The organism is Pseudomonas vranovensis (assembly GCF_040438935.1).
Lineage (GTDB): Bacteria > Pseudomonadota > Gammaproteobacteria > Pseudomonadales > Pseudomonadaceae > Aquipseudomonas > Aquipseudomonas vranovensis.
The window spans coordinates 1,820,149-1,840,209 of record NZ_CP159259.1 but is presented as its reverse complement, the minus strand read 5'-3'; the positions used below and the strand labels follow the sequence as shown (position 1 = coordinate 1,840,209).

The 20,061-nt window shown below is 64.2% G+C and carries 8 protein-coding genes; 6 read left to right on the top strand and 2 right to left on the bottom strand.

Features of this window, described 5'->3' with window-relative positions; genetic code table 11:
- Positions 1-2 precede the first annotated feature (2 nt).
- Positions 3-1,271, top strand: coding sequence for an MFS transporter (locus ABVN19_RS08575; protein ID WP_105641341.1), 1,269 nt, complete (start codon positions 3-5; stop codon positions 1,269-1,271).
- A 62-nt stretch (positions 1,272-1,333) separates the two neighbouring features.
- Here ABVN19_RS08575 and ABVN19_RS08570 read toward each other — a convergent pair whose 3' ends face one another.
- Entirely contained in the window at positions 1,334-3,235 is a 1,902-nt protein-coding gene (locus ABVN19_RS08570) for a potassium transporter Kup (RefSeq protein WP_177431033.1), read from the bottom strand.
- 144 nt (positions 3,236-3,379) lie between these two features.
- Positions 3,380-4,303, bottom strand: a complete 924-nt coding sequence (locus ABVN19_RS08565; RefSeq protein ID WP_105641342.1) for a LysR family transcriptional regulator — start codon at positions 4,301-4,303, stop codon at positions 3,380-3,382.
- Between the two features lie 130 nt (positions 4,304-4,433).
- Between ABVN19_RS08565 and ABVN19_RS08560 the strand changes: the two genes are divergently transcribed.
- The 5 genes from ABVN19_RS08560 to ABVN19_RS08540 all read left to right on the top strand — a co-directional run bounded on the left by ABVN19_RS08560 (position 4,434) and on the right by ABVN19_RS08540 (position 20,058).
- Entirely contained in the window at positions 4,434-5,597 is a 1,164-nt protein-coding gene (locus tag ABVN19_RS08560) for an acyl-CoA dehydrogenase family protein (RefSeq protein ID WP_105641386.1), read from the top strand.
- A 73-nt stretch (positions 5,598-5,670) separates the two neighbouring features.
- Positions 5,671-6,873, top strand: a complete 1,203-nt coding sequence (locus ABVN19_RS08555) for a CaiB/BaiF CoA-transferase family protein (protein ID WP_028945087.1) — start codon at positions 5,671-5,673, stop codon at positions 6,871-6,873.
- A 39-nt stretch (positions 6,874-6,912) separates the two neighbouring features.
- Entirely contained in the window at positions 6,913-7,755 is an 843-nt protein-coding gene (locus ABVN19_RS08550; RefSeq protein WP_105641343.1) for a MaoC family dehydratase N-terminal domain-containing protein, read from the top strand.
- Positions 7,752-8,573 (top strand): CoA ester lyase, encoded by an 822-nt coding sequence (locus ABVN19_RS08545; RefSeq protein WP_028945085.1) that lies wholly within the window; start codon positions 7,752-7,754, stop codon positions 8,571-8,573. The genes ABVN19_RS08550 and ABVN19_RS08545 overlap by 4 nt, the downstream gene beginning before the upstream one ends.
- A 196-nt stretch (positions 8,574-8,769) precedes the next feature.
- Positions 8,770-20,058, top strand: a complete 11,289-nt coding sequence (locus tag ABVN19_RS08540; RefSeq protein WP_353632799.1) for a VCBS domain-containing protein — start codon at positions 8,770-8,772, stop codon at positions 20,056-20,058.
- The last annotated feature ends 3 nt before the right edge of the window (positions 20,059-20,061 follow it).

Genomic DNA, 20,061 nt, shown 5'->3' with positions numbered 1-20,061 from the left:
CAATGAGCACTCAAGACAAGGCCAAATGGTTCAAATTCCTGATACTGATCCTCGGTGGCGGCACCATCTACAAGCTGGCAAACCTCAAGGACGCGTTCTATGTCCCCATGCAGGAATTCATGGGGCTGTCGCACACTGAAATCGGCCTGCTGCTCAGTGCCAACGCCATCATCGCCACCGGGCTGTTCGTGGTCGGCGGTGTGCTGGCCGACCGCTTCGACACCCGCAAGCTGATTCCCCTGGGCCTGCTGGGCACCGGTGCGCTGGGCCTGTACCTGGCCACCTTCCCGCCCTTCAACAGCCTGATGATCGTGTTTTGCCTGCTGGCGGTATGCGCCGACTGCATCTACTGGCCGGCGTTGCTCAAGGCGGTACGTGGCCTGGGCGACGACAAGGAACAAGGCCGCCTGTTCGGCCTGCTGGAAGGCGGTCGCGGGGTGATCGACACGCTGGTGGCATTCTCGGCCCTGGGTGTGTTCATTGCCATGGGTGCTGCCGAGGCCGGCCTGAAGGCGGCAATTGTCTTCTACTCGGTCATCGACATTGCTGCCGGCGTACTGACCTGGTTCCTGCTCAAAGGCGCTCAGCCTGCACAGGCCACCACCCGGAAGAACCCAGCAGCCAACCTGATGCAGGCCGTCAAGGTCCCGGCAATCTGGCTGGTGAGTTTCAACGTGTTCATGGTCTACATCGTGTATTGCGGGCTGACCTACTTCATCCCCTACCTCAAGGAGGTCTACGGCCTGCCGGTCGCGCTGGTGGGGGCCTACGGCATCATCAACCAGTACATGCTCAAGATCCTCGGTGGCCCGGCGGGCGGCTTCCTGGCCGACAAGCAATTCAAGAGCCCCAGCCGTTACCTGAAATGGGCGTTCCTGGCGTTGCTGCCGATGATGGCGATGATCCTCCTGGTGCCCAAGAGTCCTGGCTACATCTATGCCGGCATGGCCGCGACCCTGTCGTTTGCCTTCATCGTGTTCTCCATGCGTGGCGTGTTCTGGGCGCCCATGGGCGAAGTCGGCATCGCTGCGCACATCACCGGCTCAGCCTTTGGCATTGGTTGCCTGATCGGCTATGCGCCGGGCATGTTCGCCTATGTCGGCTATGGCGCCATCCTTGACCGGTTTCCCGGGCCACAGGGCTACAACTACGTTTTCATCAGCATGATGGTGCTGGCGGTGATCGGCTTTGTCGTGGCCAGCCGGCTGCATCGGTTGGTACGCAACACCGCTCAGGTGGCAGGTGGTGAAGCCCAGGCTGCGGCGGGTTAAGTCAATCCATCGCGGGGCAAGCCCGCTCCCACCCGTCCGGCAGGAGCGGGCTTGCCCCGCGATCACATTTCCACCTGCGTCCCCAGCTCGATCACCCGGTTGAGCGGCAGGTTGAAATAGCGAAGATTGCTGTTGGCATTCTTCAGCAAGAACGCAAACAAGCCTTCCCGCCACCGCGCCATGCCCATGCGCTTGGTGGCAATCACCGTCTCGCGGCTCAAGAAGTACGTGGTGCCCATGGGACTGAAATCAAGCGCCGGCAAATGACACAGCTGCAGCGCCGCCGGCACATCCGGCTCCTCGATAAAGCCGAAGTTCAAATTCACCCGGTAGAAGCCCTCCCCGAAACCCTGCACTTCAAAACGCTGGGCCAGCGGCACCCGCGGCCGGTCCTGGGACACCACGGTCAACAACACCACCCGTTCATGCAATACCTGGTTGTGCAGCAAGTTGTGCAACAACGCATGGGGCACCGCATCCGCCCGGGCGGTCAGGAACACCGCCGTCCCCTGCACCCGGTGCGGCGGCTGCGCGGCGATGCTGGCAATGAACAACGGCAACGGCAGCGCCGACTCATCCAGCCGTTCGACGATCATCTTGCGCCCGCGCTTCCAGGTCGTCATCAGGATGAACAAGCCGATACCGGCGATCACCGGGAACGCACCACCCTGGAAGATTTTCGGCGCGTTGGCGGCGAAATACAGGCTGTCGACCAACAAGAAACCCAGCAGCAACGGCACCGCCAGCCAGCGCGGGGTCTTCCACGCCAACAGCACCACGGCCGCCGACAGCAAGGTAGTGATCAACATGGTGCCGGTCACCGCCACACCATAGGCGGCCGCCAGGGCGCCGGAGGATTCAAAGCCGATCACCAGCAGCACCACGCCAACCATCAACGCCCAGTTCACCGTGCCGATGTAGATCTGCCCCTGCTCCTGGCTCGACGTGTGCTGGATGAACATGCGTGGCACATAGCCGAGCTGGATGGCCTGGCGGGTCAGCGAAAACGCCCCGGAAATCACCGCCTGGGAGGCGATGATGGTGGCCAGGGTCGACAGCCCGATCATCGGCACCAGCGCCCAGCCCGGCGCCAGCAGGTAGAACGGGTTGCGCACAGCCTCCGGATTGCCGAGGATCAATGCGCCCTGGCCGAAGTAGTTGAGCACCAACCCTGGCAGCACCAGCAGGATCCAGGCCCGGGCAATGGGCTTGCGGCCAAAGTGGCCCATATCGGCATACAGCGCCTCGGCGCCGGTCAAGGCCAGCACCACGGCGCCCAGAATGGCGACGCCAATACCTGGGTGGACCACGAAGAACTGCACTGCCCAGGCCGGGTTCAGCGCTTGCAACACTTCCGGGCGCTGGACAATGCCGTGGATACCCAACGCCCCCAGCACGGTGAACCACAGCACCATCACCGGGCCGAACAATATGCCGATGCGCGCCGTGCCGTGTTTCTGGATCAGGAACAGGCCCACCAGCACCACCAGCGCAATCGGCACCACCCAATGCTCGATGCCGTCGAAGGCTAGTTGCAACCCCTCGACCGCCGACAATACCGAGATCGCCGGGGTAATCATGCTGTCGCCATAGAACAGCGCGGCGCCGAACAGTCCCAGCAGTACCAGTACCCGGCTCAGCCGCGGATACGGCGCCGCAGCGCGCCGTGCCAGTGCGGTCAGGGCCATGATGCCGCCCTCGCCCTGGTTGTCGGCACGCAGCACGAACAACACGTACTTGACGGTCACTACCCAGATCAACGACCAGAACACCAGCGACAGAATCCCCAGTACCCCGTCATGGTTGGCCTGCACGCCATAGTGGCCGGCGAAGACTTCCTTGAGGGTGTACAGCGGGCTGGTGCCAATGTCGCCGTAGACCACGCCGACGGCGGCGACGAGCAAGCTGATTGACGAGGTTTTTGCAGGGTTCAGGGGCGTTGCGTGGGAAGCAGATGAGCTCACGGTAAGCGGTCTCGAACACAGAGGGCCTGGACACCGCTGCCCGGCACCGGGTTTCGATGCACAAGCAGTCAGGACATTACGCCGCCAGTATCCTTGCAAGCGCTGGCGGGCGGCGTAAAAAGTCCGTAAAAAATGCCTGTCGCCCTACAGCATGTGCCCTGCCCAGATATGCCGTTCGACCAGGTCGGCGGCAATTTCGGTGAAGGCCTGGCCGACGAATTTAGCCGCCGGGCTGACCCTCCGATCTGCCGGGAACACTTGTACGAGCTTGCGCATCGGAGTCGGGTCGACCAGCGGAGCAGCGCACAGGCTGCCGCTCTGCAGGTGGGCATAGATCGAAGCCAGGGGCAGCACGGTCAGGCCGAAGCCATTGCGTACCAGGTCGACCATCGCCGCAAAGGAATCGGCCTCAAGGCTGGTACGCAAGGTAATGCCGGCCTTGCGTGCGCACTCATCGACGATCAACCGCAGCCCGTGGCGCGCACTGGGCAGTACCAGCTCGTGCGCTTGCAGTTGCGCAAAGGCGAGCGGCATGTCCAGGTGCAGGCCCGCCTGCGGCGGGCCGACCAGAATCAGGTTTTCCATCATCACCGGGACAATACGCAAGGTGTGCAGCGGCGGTGGGTCGTAGGAGATGGCGAGCTCCAGCTCTCCGCGCTGCAGCCAGTCCAGCAGATAGCCGCTGTAGGCCGAGGAAAAGCGGATACCCAGGTGGGGCTGCGCTTCACGCATTATGCGCACCCAGGGTACGGTCGCGATTTCGGCCACCGTTGGCGTGGTGCCGACCACAACAGTGCCGCGAAACAGCGTACCGCCACCCGCCACAGTGCTGCGGATCGACTCCATCTCTTCCATGATCCGCGTGGCATGGGCCAGCACCTCGCGGCCCATCTCGGTGATTTGCATGCCACGCCCATGGCGCTCGAACAAGTAGCCGCCCAGCTCCTGCTCCAACTGGCGAATCTGCCGGCTGAGGGCAGGCTGGGCGATATGCAGGCGATCAGCCGCCTTGCTCAGGCTGCCGAGCTCGGCGACGTGGATCAGTGTCTTGAGTTGAACGACATCCATAGAAACACCACCCCGGGATTATCGATGAGCTATGCCCAACCAGCATACCTCAAAGACAAAAAAGGTAGTCGTGCTCCCCTCCTCGCCTGGTCAGAATCACTGCATCCGTATCCCGGCGAGTCCAATGACCATGACCGATCGCAATCACGAAGCACTCAATGCCATCCGCGAAGGCGTGCGCGCGCTGTGTGCCGATTTTCCTGCCGAATACTGGCGCAAGATCGATGAACGCAAAGGCTTCCCCGAGGCCTTCGTCAGCGCCATGACCGCCGCCGGCTGGCTGTCGGCAATGATCCCCGAGGCCTATGGCGGTTCCGGCCTGGGCCTGGCCGAGGCCTCGGTGATCCTGGAGGAGGTCAACCGCTGCGGTGGCAACTCCGGCACCATCCACGGCCAGATGTACAACATGTTCACCTTGCTGCGCCACGGCAGTGACGAGCAGAAGCGCTACTACCTGCCCAAGCTCGCCAGTGGCGAACTGCGCCTGCAGTCGATGGGGGTCACCGAGCCGACCACCGGAACCGACACCACCAAGATCAAGACCACCGCCGTGCGCCAGGGCGACGACTACCTGATCAATGGCCAGAAGGTGTGGATCTCGCGGGTCCAGCATTCGGACCTGATGATCCTGCTGGCGCGCACCACGCCCCTGGCGGAGGTCAAGAAGAAGTCCGAAGGCATGTCGATCTTCCTGGTCGACCTGCGCGAAGCCATCGGCAACGGCCTGACCGTGCAGCCCATCGCCAACATGGTCAACCACGAAACCAACGAGCTGTTCTTCGACAACCTGCGCATTCCGGCCAGCAGCCTGATCGGTGAAGAAGGCAAAGGCTTCAAGTACATCCTCGATGGCCTCAACGCCGAACGCACCCTGATCGCCGCCGAATGCATCGGCGATGGCCGCTGGTTCATCGAGAAGTCCAGCCACTACGCCCGTGACCGCGTTGTGTTCGGCCGGCCCATCGGCCAGAACCAGGGCGTGCAGTTCCCGATAGCCGAAGCGCATATCGAGATCGAAGCGGCCGACCTGATGCGCTGGCGCGCCTGTGAGGAGTACGACAGCGGCAAGAACGCCGGCGCCGCGGCCAACATGGCCAAGTACCTGGCCGCCAAGGCCAGTTGGGAGGCGGCCAACGCCTGCCTGCAGACCCACGGCGGCTTCGGTTTTGCCAATGAATACGACGTCGAGCGCAAGTTTCGTGAGACCCGCCTGTACCAGGTCGCGCCGATTTCCACCAACCTGATCCTGTCGTACGTGGCCGAACACCTGCTGGAGTTGCCACGTTCGTTCTAGGTTTAGCTGGATCACCGCACCGCACCGCATCGTGCGGTGCCCCGGAATGCGCCATGACAAGAGAGACAACAGCATGAGCCAGCCCACACGCCCTCGCCCGCTGGACGGTATCACGGTCATCAGCCTCGAACATGCCATTGCCGCGCCCTTCTGTACCCGCCAGCTTGCCGACCTTGGCGCCCGCGTCATCAAGGTCGAGCGCCCCGGTGTGGGTGACTTTGCTCGTGGTTACGACCAACGAGTCCAGGGCCTGGCCTCGCACTTCGTGTGGACCAATCGCTCAAAACAGAGCTTGACCCTGGACCTCAAGCAACCGGTCGCGACCGAGGTGCTGGACACCCTGCTCGCCGACGCCGATGTTCTGGTGCAGAACCTTGCCCCTGGCGCCGCCGCGCGCCTGGGCCTGTCGTTCGAGGCATTGCACGCGCGCTTCCCGCGCTTGATCGTGTGTGACATTTCCGGCTATGGCAAAGGTGGGCCCTACGAACAGAAAAAAGCCTATGACCTGTTGATCCAGAGCGAGGGTGGCTTTTTGTCGGTGACCGGCGGCCCGGAGCAATCGCAGATGGCCAAGGCCGGTTGCTCGATCGCCGACATCGCAGCCGGCATGTACGCCTACACCGGGATCCTCAGTGCCCTGCTGTTGCGAGAGAAAACCGGCGAAGGCAGCCACGTGGACGTGTCGATGCTCGAAAGCCTGGTCGAATGGATGAGCTTTCCGCTGTACTACGCCTATGCCGGTGCCTGCGCGCCGGTGCGCGCCGGCGCGGCCCACGCCACCATCTACCCCTACGGGCCGTTCCCGACGGGCGATGGCAACACGGTGATGCTGGGCGTGCAGAACGAACGGGAATGGCAACAGTTCTGCGTCAACGTGCTGCATCAGCCAGCATTGGCGAATGATGAGCGATTCAACACCAACGTCAAGCGAGTGGAAAACCGTGCGGCGCTGCGCGACCTGATTGTGCAGGCCTTTGCCAGCCTGAGCCTTGGCGCCGTCACCGAGCGACTCGAGCAGGCACAGATCGCCAACGCCCAGGTCAACGACATGCAGGGGGTGTGGGACCATCCGCAGTTGCAGGCCCGTGAACGCTGGACCCAGGTCGACACGCCTGCCGGCCCCATTCCCGGCCTGTTGCCGCCGGTTACCAGCAATGCCTATGCACCGCGCATGGACCCGGTCCCGGGGCTTGGCGAACACACCGATCAGGTACTGGCAGGCCTGGGCTGGTCGGCCGAGCGGATTGGCCAGTTACGCGCACGTGGGGTGGTATGACCTTGCCCCCCTCGCCCCGCCACCGTGAAGGAGCCCACCATGAACGCACCTGATTACTCGACCTGGGTTGGCCGCATCGAAGAAAGCCGCGACCAGCTCAGCCATAACCTGGTCAAGCGCATCGCGGCCACCCTGGGCGAGGCGGCACCCAACCCTGGGGAGGCCCTGCCGCTGCTCTGGCACTGGGCATTCTTCCAGGAACCCGTGGCCGAGGCCGGGCTTGGCCCCGATGGTCATCCCGCACTGGGTGGTTTCCTGCCGCCCGCCTACAACCGCCAGCGCATGTGGGCAGGCAGCCGCTTGAGCTTCCATCGCCCGCTGCGGGTCGACGCCCAGGTCGAGCGCATCTCCACCCTGCTCAAGGTCGAGGAAAAGCACGGACGTACGGGCTCGCTGTTGTTCGTCACGGTCCGCCACGAGTTCTACCAGAACGGTGAGTGCGCCCTTGTCGATGAACAGGACATCGTCTACCGCGAACCCTCGCCGCCGAAACTGGGCAACACCGACGTGCTGATGGTCGGCCAATGGCAAGAAACCATCGAGCCCGACGCCACCCTGCTGTTTCGCTATTCGGCGGTCACCTTCAACGGTCATCGCATCCATTACGACTGGCCCTATGTCACCGAGACCGAAGGCTATCCGGGGCTGGTGGTACATGGCCCGCTGATAGCGACCTTGAGCCTGCGTGCCTTCCAGCGCGCCCATCCACAAGCCACAGTCAAAGGCTTCAGTTTTCGCGGGGTGCGCCCACTGATTTCACCCCAGCCGTTCCAGATCGTCGGCCAACTGACGGCACCAGGAAAAGCCCTGCTCCAGGCGGGGAACCAGGACGGCACTGCCCAGGTGGGCGAAGTCACCTATATAGAAGGAGGTGCGCAATGACCCCGGCGGTTGTCCGCAGTGCCCTGTTCGTGCCCGCCACCCGCCCGGAACGCATCCCCAAGGCCCTTGCCAGTGGCGCCGACAGGGTTATCGTCGACCTTGAAGACGCCGTCGAGGAGTCCCTCAAGGATCAGGCCCGCGACAACCTGCAGCGCTTCCTGCAGGCGCATCCTGGCGTCCAGGTGCTGGTACGGGTCAACGCACCCGAGCACCGGGCGCACGCCGTGGATCTTGCCTTGTGCCGGCGCTACGCCGAAGTCAGCGGCATCGTACTGCCCAAGGCCGAGTCACCCGCTCAGGTGCTCCAGGCCACGGCGACCGGCAAGCCGGTCGTGCCGATCATCGAAAGCGCCCGGGGCCTGGCGGCGCTACCGGCCATTGCCGGCACTACGGGGGTCGAGCGCCTGGCCTTCGGCAGCCTCGATCTTGCCCTGGACCTGAACCTGCGCAACGGCAGCCCCGGCGCCGAACGGCTGCTGGACCAGGCCCGCTATGCGGTCCTGCTGCACACCCGTGTCGCTGGCCTGGCCCCTGCCCTGGACGGCGTCTTCCCCACTCTCCAGGACACTGCCGGCCTTAACCTGGCAGCACAGACTGCCCGTGACATGGGTTTTGGCGGTGCCCTGTGTATTCACCCAAGCCAGGTCGCAGTGATTCACGCCGCCTTGCGGCCTAGCGACGAGGCATTGGACTGGGCAAGGCGCGTACTGCAAGCGGCGCACCACACTGACGGTGCTTTTGCCCTGGACGGCCAGATGGTCGATGCACCGGTGATCGCACGTGCCCGCTCGCTACTCGAACAGGCGGGTGACGTCTGAATCGCGTACGCCAAAGACTACGCACGCCGTCGTAACAACTGGAATTCCCTCAGAATCATCCTACGCTTGCACTGTTCAGTGCCTTGAATGAACTCAATGGAATGGTTCGCCGTGCTTTCTGAGGGTTGTTGCTATGCATGGTTCGCGTGTTTTTTCCCCTGCTCTTCATCTGCGTCCGCAAACCCAGACGCTAGCATTGGAACCCAGGATTCTGTTCGACGGCGCTGCTGCCACGGCAGCGGCCGATCAGCAACACGCCGATACGGCGGCCCCCAAGGATGATGCCAGCGCACACCCTGCCCCCACCGATGCCCCGGCGCGCAGCGAACCTGCACCCTCGGCCGCCCGCCACCTGCTGGTGCTCGACAGCCGTATCGAAAATAAAGAACAACTGGTCGCGCAGTTGCCCAGCGACGTCACCGCCCTGGTGGTCGACAGCAGCCAGGACGGCCTGGCGGCAATTACCGCAGCCCTGGCGCAACTGGGCAAGGTCGACTCGATCCAGGTGCTGTCGCACGGCGGCGCCGGGCAGTTCACCCTGGGCAACCGCACCATCACGGCGGACAACGTCGACAATCTCGCCTCCACCCTGCAACAGTGGCAAGGCAACCTGACCCAGGGCGCCGATATCCAGCTCTACGGCTGCAACATCGGTGCGGGCGACGCCGGCAAGACCCTGGTCACCGAACTGGCCCGCTGGACGGGCGCCGATGTCGCTGCGTCCAGCAACGACACCGGTAGCGCAGCCGGGGGCGGCGACTGGACCCTCGAGGTGCGCAACGGCACCATCGACCAGCATATCGCCCTGAGCGCCGCAGCCCTGGCCGACTTCGACGGCCTGCTGGCCGATGCCGCGCCCACCACCGGCCTGCCGGTGGCCGGTGACGATGTATTGCTCGGTAATACCTTCAATTTCACGGTGAACTTCACCAACCCTTCGACCCAGGAAGGCTACGCGCCGTTTCTCAATATTTTCATGCCCGTTACCGGTAGGGATGGCGATGATGGCGTGAGTTTCATCTCCGCCAGTTACTTGGGCCAGACCCTCACGACGCATGCAGTCACCTTCGATGCCTCCGGCAACGCCACCCACCCGCTGGCCAAGGACGCCAGTGGCAATTTCGTGGTGCTCAACGCTGCCACCTACGGCATGCGCGCCGGCGACCAACTGGTTGTGGTGGAGCTGCCATTTGCCAGCGTGACCGCCAACCAGCCGGTGATCCCGGTGCAGATCACCGCCAGCCTCAGCCAGCTGGCAGACACCGCTTTTTCCAATGGCACGCCGGATCTGGTGATCAAGACCAGCGGTGGCTTCGAGTTTGGCAATGACCCCCTCGACAACCCCCAGGCCGACCCCAGCCTGATGCAGGTCGGCACCGTCGACTACACCGTACACCCGACAGTACTGACGTTCGACCAGACGGTGTCCACCCCGGAAGGCGAAACGGCCACCGGCCCCAACTTCAACCGCTCCCTGACCGTGACCATCACCCCGGCACCGGGACAGACCCTGAGCAATGTGGTGGTGACGCAACCCCTGCCCGACAACGTTCAGGTCACCGCCATTACCCCGGGCCCCGGCGGCGTGCTGCGGTCAATCACGCTGCACGACGGCACGGTGATCAGCAACCCGACAGCCATCGCTGCGGCGATTGCCGCCGATAACATCTTTATCGATTCGTTCACCGTCGAGTACGCCACACTGTCGGCCGCCACAGACACTCAAGTGGCGTTCTATGTACCCGAATTCGATGCAGACGCCCAACCGGTGCTTGACCCGGTCACCGGCAACGCGGTGACCATCACCGTGGACGCGCCTTCAGCCACTGGCCAATGGGCACCGCTGGACCCGCGCGACGTAGTAGCCCCGGCGACCACCATCGACTTCAGCGGCACGGGCGATCCGGTCCAATTCGTTGCCAAGTCGATCACCTTGCTCAAGCAAGTGGGCATCCAGAACGATATCGGCCAGACCGGCGTGACCCCCGGCGATACCTTGCAGTACACCCTCAACCTGGCCGTGTCGGACTTCTTCGCCTTCGGCAAGGACTTCTTCAACGATGGCCAACTGGTGGTCCGCGACCAGCTCAGTGACGGCCAGACGCTGGTCGGCACCCCGACCCTCACCGTGACCATCAACGGTGTGGCGCGCACCATTACCCTGGTCACCAGCGTGGTCGACAACGGCGACGGCAGCACCTCGATGGTGTTCGATATCGCCCAGTCACTGCGCAATGCCGCGGCCGTGGTGGGCGGCTGGTTCAATGGCGACCTGGCCTTCGACGACCGCCTTGAAGGCGCCGCGCTGGCGGTACTGAGCTACACCGCCCTGGTGGGCCAAAGCTACCGGCCACCGTCTGGCGCCCCCCACAGCGAAATCAACGAAGGCGACGACCTGGGCAACCAGGCGGTGGTCGAAGGCACCCTGCTGCAGGATGTGCTCAACCTCACCGGCGCCTCGCAAACCGATGATTCCTCAACCCTGAGCACCGTGCCGACGCGCAACGTCGACATCGAGATTCTCGACGTCAACAACCAGCCACCACCTGCCAATGGCGAGCTGCGCCCGGGCGATGAGGTCACTTTCCAGCTCAGCTACGACCTGGTCACCGGTGACTACGAAAACTTCAAGCTCACCGCCTACCTGCCGCTGCCGCTGTTCAATGTCAGTGGTATCACCTGGACGCAGGGCGACCAGACCGGGCAATGGCAGATCGGTGACGGCAACACCAACCTGGGCGGCGTGGTGACAGTCACCAGCGCCGATGGCAACGCGGTGGTGTTCGATTTCGGCAGTTTCGTCACCGCCGATACCGCCGGTAGCCGTATCGTGGTGCGCTTTACCCTGCGCGTGGGCGACCAGCCGTTTGCCGACCAGCGCTCTCTGGACGTACTGGCCCAGTCCAGCCAGCAGACCACCCTCACCGACCGCACGCTGATCTCCTCGGACATCGCGGTGATCGTCTCGGTTGCCGAACCTGTGCTCAATATCAAGCACGGCGTGGTCTCCGGCTCCAACGGTACGGTCACCAACACCACCGGCAGCTGGAACCCGCCGGGCAGCACCGGCGTGCCCTTCAACGGCACCATCACCGACCTTGCCGCCGTGGATGGCAATATCAGTGGCATCGACGGTGCCGACCGCCTGCGCCTGGTCACGGCCATCGAAAACAGCGGCGGTGGCGGCGCCTTCGATGTCACCACCAGCATCACGCTGCCCACGGGCCTGAGCTTTGTCGGCGGTAGCCTGGCCACTGCCAACCTGCAGATTTATCGCGGCGACGGCAGCCAGATGGTTGCCGGCACCGACTACATCGTCAGCGGCAACCAGATCATTTTCCAGGACGCCGGTGGCGTCGCCAGCCTGCAGGCCGGGCGCAGCGGCACGGCCGCCGACACCAGCGGCGCCAACATTGTGGTCATCAGCTACGATGTCGAAGTCAGCGCCAGCATCGAAGCCAGTCGCAGCCTGCAAAGCACTGCCACCCTGAGCAACTATGCCAGTGTCGATGGCGGCAGCGACTTCACCCCCACCGACCTGCAAGACCTCGCCAACCAGCAGGTCGCCGCCCCCGAGATACGCAAGAACTTTGCCGACGGCAGCCTCGACGACGGCGATTCCAGCGCCAGCCACACCACCGGCAGTGACTTGGTGGTGGGTGAATCCATGCGCTACGACATCATTGTCACGCTGCCCGAAGGCGGCACCCAGAACCTGCGCATCGACGACCTGATTCCACCGGGCATGCGCCTGGATACCAGCTTCAACGGCGGCCTGGGCTACCAGATCATTACCACCACTGCCGGTAGCGGCGCCCTGGGCGCTGACTTTGTCGGCAGTGTGGTGGTCAGCGGCATTGGCGGCCAGGGCGGCACCCTGGGCGACGACGGCGTGGATGCCCGCCTGACCTTCAGCGTGTCCGGCGCCAGCGCCGACAACCAGACGGGCAACAACAGCTTTGTGATCCGCTTGCAACTGGTGGCCAACAACGTCATCGGCAACCAGGCCAACAAGTCGCTGCAGAACAGTGCCCAGGTGCTCTACAGCGACCCGGACGCCGACACCCCCAACGGCACGACCCCGGTCGACCGCCCGGTTGCGCTCACCGGCGGCCAGCCCACCATCACCGTGCGCGAGCCGACCTTGCAGGTGACCCAGGAGCTGACCTCCACCACCGGCGCTGCCGGCTATGACGAAGGCGACCCCGTCGAGTTCACCATCACCATCAGCAATGGCACCAGCAGCAGCGACTTCAACGCCTTCGACATTAGCCTGCTGGACAACCTGCCCACCGAAATCGACAACCTGACCCTGGTCGGCGTGCTGTACCAGAATGGCGCCACCAACAATGGCGGCGTCGACTTCGAGCTGGTCGACGGCCAGTTGCGCACGGTCAGCGGCGCCAATATCGACATCGCCAAGGGCGGCAGCATCGTCTTGCGCATCAGTGGAGTGATCAACGCCACCGCCGCTGCCGAGGCCTCGTTCGACAACCAGGCCATGGTGCAGTGGACCAGCCTGGACGGCACCCAGGCCGGGGAACGTACCGGGGTCGACGGCACCCTCAACAGCGGCGTGCTCAACGACTACCAGCTCATTTCCAGCTTGATCGTGCCAGTGGCCCAGGCCATCAGCATTTCGCGGGTCGGTGGCTTGCCGGACACCCCGCCTTCCTCGCCCACCGATGGTCCGGTGGAGCAGGTCACGGTCGGCGAAGTGATTCGCTACCGCGTGGTGGTGCTGGTGCCCGAAGGCGACAACCCCAACTACCAGATCCAGATCACCCTGGCCAACGGCCTGGAATTCATCGCCCCGGATGAGCTGGCCAATGCCCTGCGCATTGCCTTTATCTCCAATGGCGGCCTGACCAGCGACGCCAACCTGATCATTGGCGGCACCCTGGATATCGATGGCAACGAGAACAGCGCCGAGGCCCTGCCCATCACCCCGGACCTCTCCGGCGCGGCACCCACGGGGATATTCGACCCTTCCCGTCTGGTCATCGTCACCAACCCCGACGGCAGCCAGACCATCACCTTCAACCTGGGCAATGTGACCAACGGCAACGGCAACGACGACGACCTCGAAGGGATCTCCCTGGAGTTCAACGTGCGCGTCAGCAACGAGGCTAGCAACATTGCCGGCGCCCAGCTCGGCGTAAGCGCGCAGGAAATCGTCAACGGCAACGCCCGGGCCAGCAGCGATACCTTGTTCGAGCAGGTGGTGGAGCCCAGTTTCACCGGCCTGGACAAACACATCAGCAGCTTCGACCCCAACCCCGGCGGCAGCACCGGCACCGCCACGGTGCAGATCAACTTCACCCAGAACGGCGGCCTGCCCGCCTTCGATACCCAGCTCACCGACAGCTTTGCCGGCGGCAGCGGCTATACCCTGCTCAGCGTGCAGATCAACGGCATCACCTACGGCCCGGGCAACCTGCCGGCCGGCGTGAGCGTCAGCACCAGCGGCGGCTTGAGCGTGAACTTCGACCAGCTGGATGTCGGCGCCCAGGTCAGCGTGGTGTACCAGGTAACCCTGCCCAACGCGCAGATCATCGCCAGCAGCGATGCGACCCTGACCTGGAGCAGCCTGCCTGAAGATTTCAGCAGCTTCGCCGGCTCCAGCGTCGGTGTCGATGGCCAGGTCGATGGCGAGCGTACCGGCAGCGGCACCGGCCCCAACCAGTACATCCTGCGCGACAACGCAGGGCTTGGCGTGATCAGCGGCACCCTGTGGGACGACACCAGCTCCGCCGACACCAGCATTGCTCCCGACGGCCCTGGCCTTGCCGGGCAAACCGTGATCCTGACCTGGGCCGGCGTGGACGGCCTGCTCGACACCACCGCCGACAACCTGCAGTTCAGCACCGTGACCGATGCCACCGGCCAGTACCGCTTCGGCGTACTGCCGGCGGGCGTGTTCCGCATCGATGTACCCACCGGCCTGATCAACTACCCGCAGCCTGTGGGTGATTTGCGCGTACGCATCGACAGTGACGCCGATACCGCGGTAGGTCAGATCAACGTCACCCTGGCCGATGCCGGCACCGGCATCGCCGACGCAGGCTTCGTGGAGCAGAACGATGCGCCGGTCAACAACCTGCCGGGCACCCAGAACGGCCAGGAAGACATCCCCCTGGCGATCACCGGCATCAGCGTCAGCGATGCCGACGCCGACCGCGATCCCGCTATCAACGACCGCACCCTGACCATCACCTTGAACGTGCTGCACGGCACCCTGTCGCTGAGCACCACGCCGTCGGGTGTGACGGTCACCGGCAGCAACAGTGCCAGCATGACCCTGACCGGCAACCTCGCCGACCTCAACCTGGCCCTGGCCAACCTGATGTACCTGGGCAATGCCAACTTCAACGGCACCGACACGCTGACCGTGCTCAGCAACGACCAGGGCAACTTTGGCGACGCCGATGGCGACGGCATCCCTGGCACCGCTGGCGATGCGCTCACTGACCAGGACAGCCTGCAGATCATCCTTGCTGCCGTGAACGACACACCGGTGGCGGTACCCGACACCATCACCGCCGTGGAGGCCGGCGGTACCAACAACGCGGTGGCCGGTATCGACCCGCGGGGCAACGTGCTGACCAATGACACCGATGTCGATATCGCCACCAACGCCGACCAGCTGCGGGTGCTTTCGGCTGGCCGCACGCCATTGACCCAACAGACACTGCCGGTCAACGGCACCGTCGTGGTGATCGGCCAGTACGGCCAATTGCTGATCGGGACCAACGGCTCCTACCAGTACTTTGTCGACAACAACAATGCCGACGTCCAGGCCCTGCGCCTGGCCGGCCAGACCCTGACGGAAAACTTCACCTATGTGATCTCCGACATCATCGGCGCTACCAGCACCACGACCCTGGTCGTCACCATCAATGGCGCCAACGACACGCCGGTGGGCGTGGATGATGAAGGTATCGCCATCGAGGCCGGCGGAGTCGGCAACACGCTCGGTGGCCAGAATGCCGAAGGCAATGTGCTCGACAACGACACCGACGTCGACAGCGACGCCAACGGCGAGACCCGGACCGTTATCGGCATACGCCATTTGCGTGAGTCTGCCGCCGGGGACTTCGATCTCGTGGCAGCGGGTGCAGAAACCGAAATCAACGGCACCTACGGCACCCTTTTCATCAACGCCGACGGCAGCTACCGCTACGAAGTCAACAACGACAACACCGCCGTGCAGCGCCTGGTGGCGGGTGATCAGTTGATCGAATTCTTCAGCTACCGGCTCGACGACACGGCCGGGCTGGACGATGTCGCCCAACTGCGCATCGTGATCCAGGGCGCCAACGACAACCCCGTGGCCAGCGACGACCAGGCTGCGGCCCAGGCGGCCTCCACCAACGGCAACGCCCAGGAGAGCAACCCCAGCGGCAATGTCATCCTGTTTCCCAGCCTGCCAGGCACCATCGATCAGCCGGGCGGCAACGGCGTTGACCTGGACGTCGACCGCACCGACCGGCCCAGCAGCGAGCTGGTAGTCACCGGCGTGATCGCCAAAACCGAGAACGACTACGATCCGCTGGTCGACATCCTCACGGATGTCGATGCCGACACCACCCAGGCCAATGGCACGGTGATCAACGGGCTCTACGGTACCTTGCGCATTGGCGCCGACGGCTCGTTTTTCTATGACGTGGACAGCGATAACCTCACCGTACAGGGCCTGCCCCCAGGCGATACGCTGACCGAAGTGTTCACCTACCAGATCACCGACAACGCCGGCCTCACCGACGTGGCGCAGTTGGTCATTACCGTGCGCGGGGTCAACGACCCGCCCGTGGCGCAGAACGTCGTCGCGCTGGCGACCGAAGCCGGTGGTGTCGATAACCAAACGCTTGGGGTCAACCCGTCAGGCGATGCCACCGCCAATGCCTTCGACCCGGACGGCGACCCACTGACCGTGACCGAGATCCGTGCCGGCGCTGAGGACCAGACCGGCACGACAGTGGCGGTGCTGCCGGGCGGCACCCAGGTGGTCGGCCTGTACGGCACCCTGACCATCAACCCGGATGGCACCTACACCTATGTGCTGGACAACTCCAATGCTGCGGTCCAGGCACTGCGCTTGAACAGCGACCTGTTGCTCGAGCGCTTTACCTACACCATCAGCGACGGCGTCGGGGCTACCCCCGAGACCGACAGCGCCGAAATCATCGTGCTCATCCGTGGCCAGAACGACAACCCGGTGGCCAACGACGATACGGCGACCGCTGTCGAAGCCGGAGGCCTGAACAACAATCTGCCGGGCCAGGACCCCAGCGGCAATGTCCTGCACCAGAATCCGCCGGCCAGCGAGCTGGGCAACGACACCGATGTCGACGGCGGAGAGGATCCCACCGACCCGATCGACTATGGCGAAACCCAGGCCGTCAGCTCGGTGCGCACCGGCAGCGAAGGCCAGGGCGGTACCGCTGGAACGTTGGGTACCGAACTGCGTGGCGCCTATGGCTGGCTGACCCTCAACGCCGACGGCAGCTACAGCTACCGCCTCGACAATGCCATGACCGAGGTGCAACAGCTGCGTGCCGGCAACAGCCTGCAAGACCTGTTCAGCTACACCGTGATCGACGCCAGCGGCGCCGAAGACCGCGCCACCCTGACCATCAACATCAATGGCGCCAACGACACCCCGGTCGCGCGCAACGACATCGCCACGGCCATCGAGGCCGGTGGCCAGGGCAACGACATCCCGGGCACCAACCCCAGTGGCAACGTGCTGGGCAACGACACCGACGTCGACGCTTTCGGCGAAGCCTTGAGCGTCACCGGGGTCACCCAGGGAAGCAACGTCGGTACCCTCGGCAGAGCTTTCGTCGGCACTTACGGCACCCTCACCCTGGGCGCCGATGGCAGCTACACCTATGTGCTGGACAACAACAATCCGCAGGTCCAGGCCCTGCGCGGCGCCACCAATACCCTGACCGAAGCGTTCACCTATAGCATTCGCGACCTGGCCGGTGCTACCAGCTCGGCACAGCTGATCATCATCATCCAGGGCCGTGACGACACGCCGGTGGCGGTCAACGATATCGCCCTTGCAGTGGAAGCCGGAGGCACCTTCAACGCCACCCCCGGGGTCAACCCCAGCGGCAACGTGCTGGCCAACGACACTGACGTCGATGTCAACGACACCAAGACTGTCAACGGCATCCGCACCGGCAACGAGGCAGCGGGCGGCATTCTCAACGTCGTCACTGGCAGTCAAGTGATCAATGGCCTGTATGGCACCCTGACCATCGCCACCGATGGCAGCTTCACCTATGTCGTGAACAACAGCCTCGCAGCGGTCCAGGGCCTGAAACAGGGCGAATCGCTGATCGAGCAGTTCACCTACAGCATGGGCGACACGGCCGGGCGTCTCGACACCGCGCAGTTGACCATCACCGTCCAGGGTGCCTGGGATGCCCCGGTGGCCAGCAATGACCTGGCCCTGGCGGTGGCCGACAATGGTAACGGCAACAGCGTCAACCCCACGGGTAACGTGCTGCCCAACGACACCGATGTCGACCAGGGCGACCAGAAGCACGTCAGCGGTGTCCGTTTCGGCAACGAAGCCGCGGCCGGCACCCTCGACCTGGTCAACAGCGGCACCAACAACACCAATGGCACCGTGATCACCGGGCTCTACGGCGAGCTGATCATCGGCGCCGATGGCAGCTTCATCTACAACATCGACAGCACCAACCCTACGGTGCTCGCCCTCGGGCCGCTGCAGTTCCTGCGGGATACCTTCACCTATCAGGTCACCGACCAGGGTGGCCTGAACGACCTGGCCGAGATCAATATCATCATCCGCGGGCGCAACGATGCGCCAGTGGCCAACGATGACACCGCCACCGCCGTCGAGGCCGGCGGCCTGGACAACAGCGAGGCCGGCATCAACCCCAGCGGCAATGTCATCACCGACAACGACACCGACGCGGAAGGCGACGCCCTGCACGTCATCGGCATCAGCACCGGTGCAGGTACCGTGGGCACCGTGGGCAGCACCTTGCGCGGCCTCTACGGTGACCTGACGCTCAATGCCGACGGCACGTGGCAGTATGTGCTCGACAACAACCTGGCCGAGGTCCAGGCCCTGCGCACCAGCGGCCAGACCCTCACTGACGTGTTCAACTACACCCTGGTCGACTTCTGGGGTGCGTTCGACACCGCCCAATTGACCATCACCGTCGATGGCCGCAACGACACCCCCCATGCCCAGGACGATGGCAGCATCGCCGTGGAAGCCGGTGGTGTGGCCAACGGTAGCCCGGGCAGCGACGGCCAGGGCAATGTGCTGGCCAACGATACCGATGTCGACGGCGTCGCCAATGGTGAGAGCAAACAGGTACAAAGCGTCAGCAACGAAGCGGGCCAATCGGTCGGCGCAGGCCAGGTACTGGTCGGTCGCTATGGTCAGCTGACACTCAATGCCGATGGCAGCTACACCTACCTGATCGACAACAGCAACCCCACCGTCCAGGCCTTGCGCACTGCGGGCGAGACACTTTCCGAGACCTTCACCTACCGCATGCGCGATACCGCCGGTGCCACGGCCGATGCACGCCTGACCGTGGTGATCCAGGGCGCCAACGACGCACCCGTGGCGCAGAACGACAGCGCCCTGGCCAGCGACCAGGTGCCGGCACCGCAAACCAGCGGCAATGTGCTGCCCAACGACAGTGATGTGGACGGCAACGACAGCCTGCAGGTGGTGGGTGTGCGCACCGGTGCAGAAAATGCCAGCGGTGCTTCGGGCAGTGTTGGCCAGCCGCTGCAAGGCCTGTACGGCACGCTGGTCCTCAATGCCGACGGCAGCTACACCTACAGCATCGACCTGACCAACCCACAGGTGCTGGCAGCGGCAGGCCTGGGCCAGGTGCTGCAGGATGTGTTCACCTACACCATTGGCGATCTTGCCGGCGGCCAGGACCAGGCCGAACTGGTGATAACCCTGGATATCGCCGCGCCGTTCATTCCAGCGCCGGCAGGTACATTTTTCGACCGACCGGCGGGCGACCCCTTCAACCGCCTGCCGATCCCGGACGTGGTGCCGGCGATCTTCATCTCGCCGGTGGTGGAGCGGGACGCACGCCTCAATGAACTCTCCAGCTGGGAAACCGGCGGCAGCCGCTTGCGCCTTGCAAGCGTGGCCCAGCAGCAAAGTGAATCCATCGGTGCCGGCCTGGGGCTGGTACAAGGCCAGTTTGTCAGCAACAGCGTGCAGCGCAGCCAACGCGAGAGTGAGCTGGACCTTGCCTGGCTGTTGGGCCGCCAGGGCCGTACCAGCCTCAGTGCCGATGGCTTGCTCAGCGACCCCTCGGTATTCACCCTGGACCCCGCACACCTGACCCAGGGCCCGGCGCAAAGCGACCCCCCTGCCGAGCCCCGCAACGCGCGCGGCTTTACCGCGCAACTGCACGCCGCCGCACAGCGTTTGTACCCGCACGGGCGCAACACGCCAGAATAAATT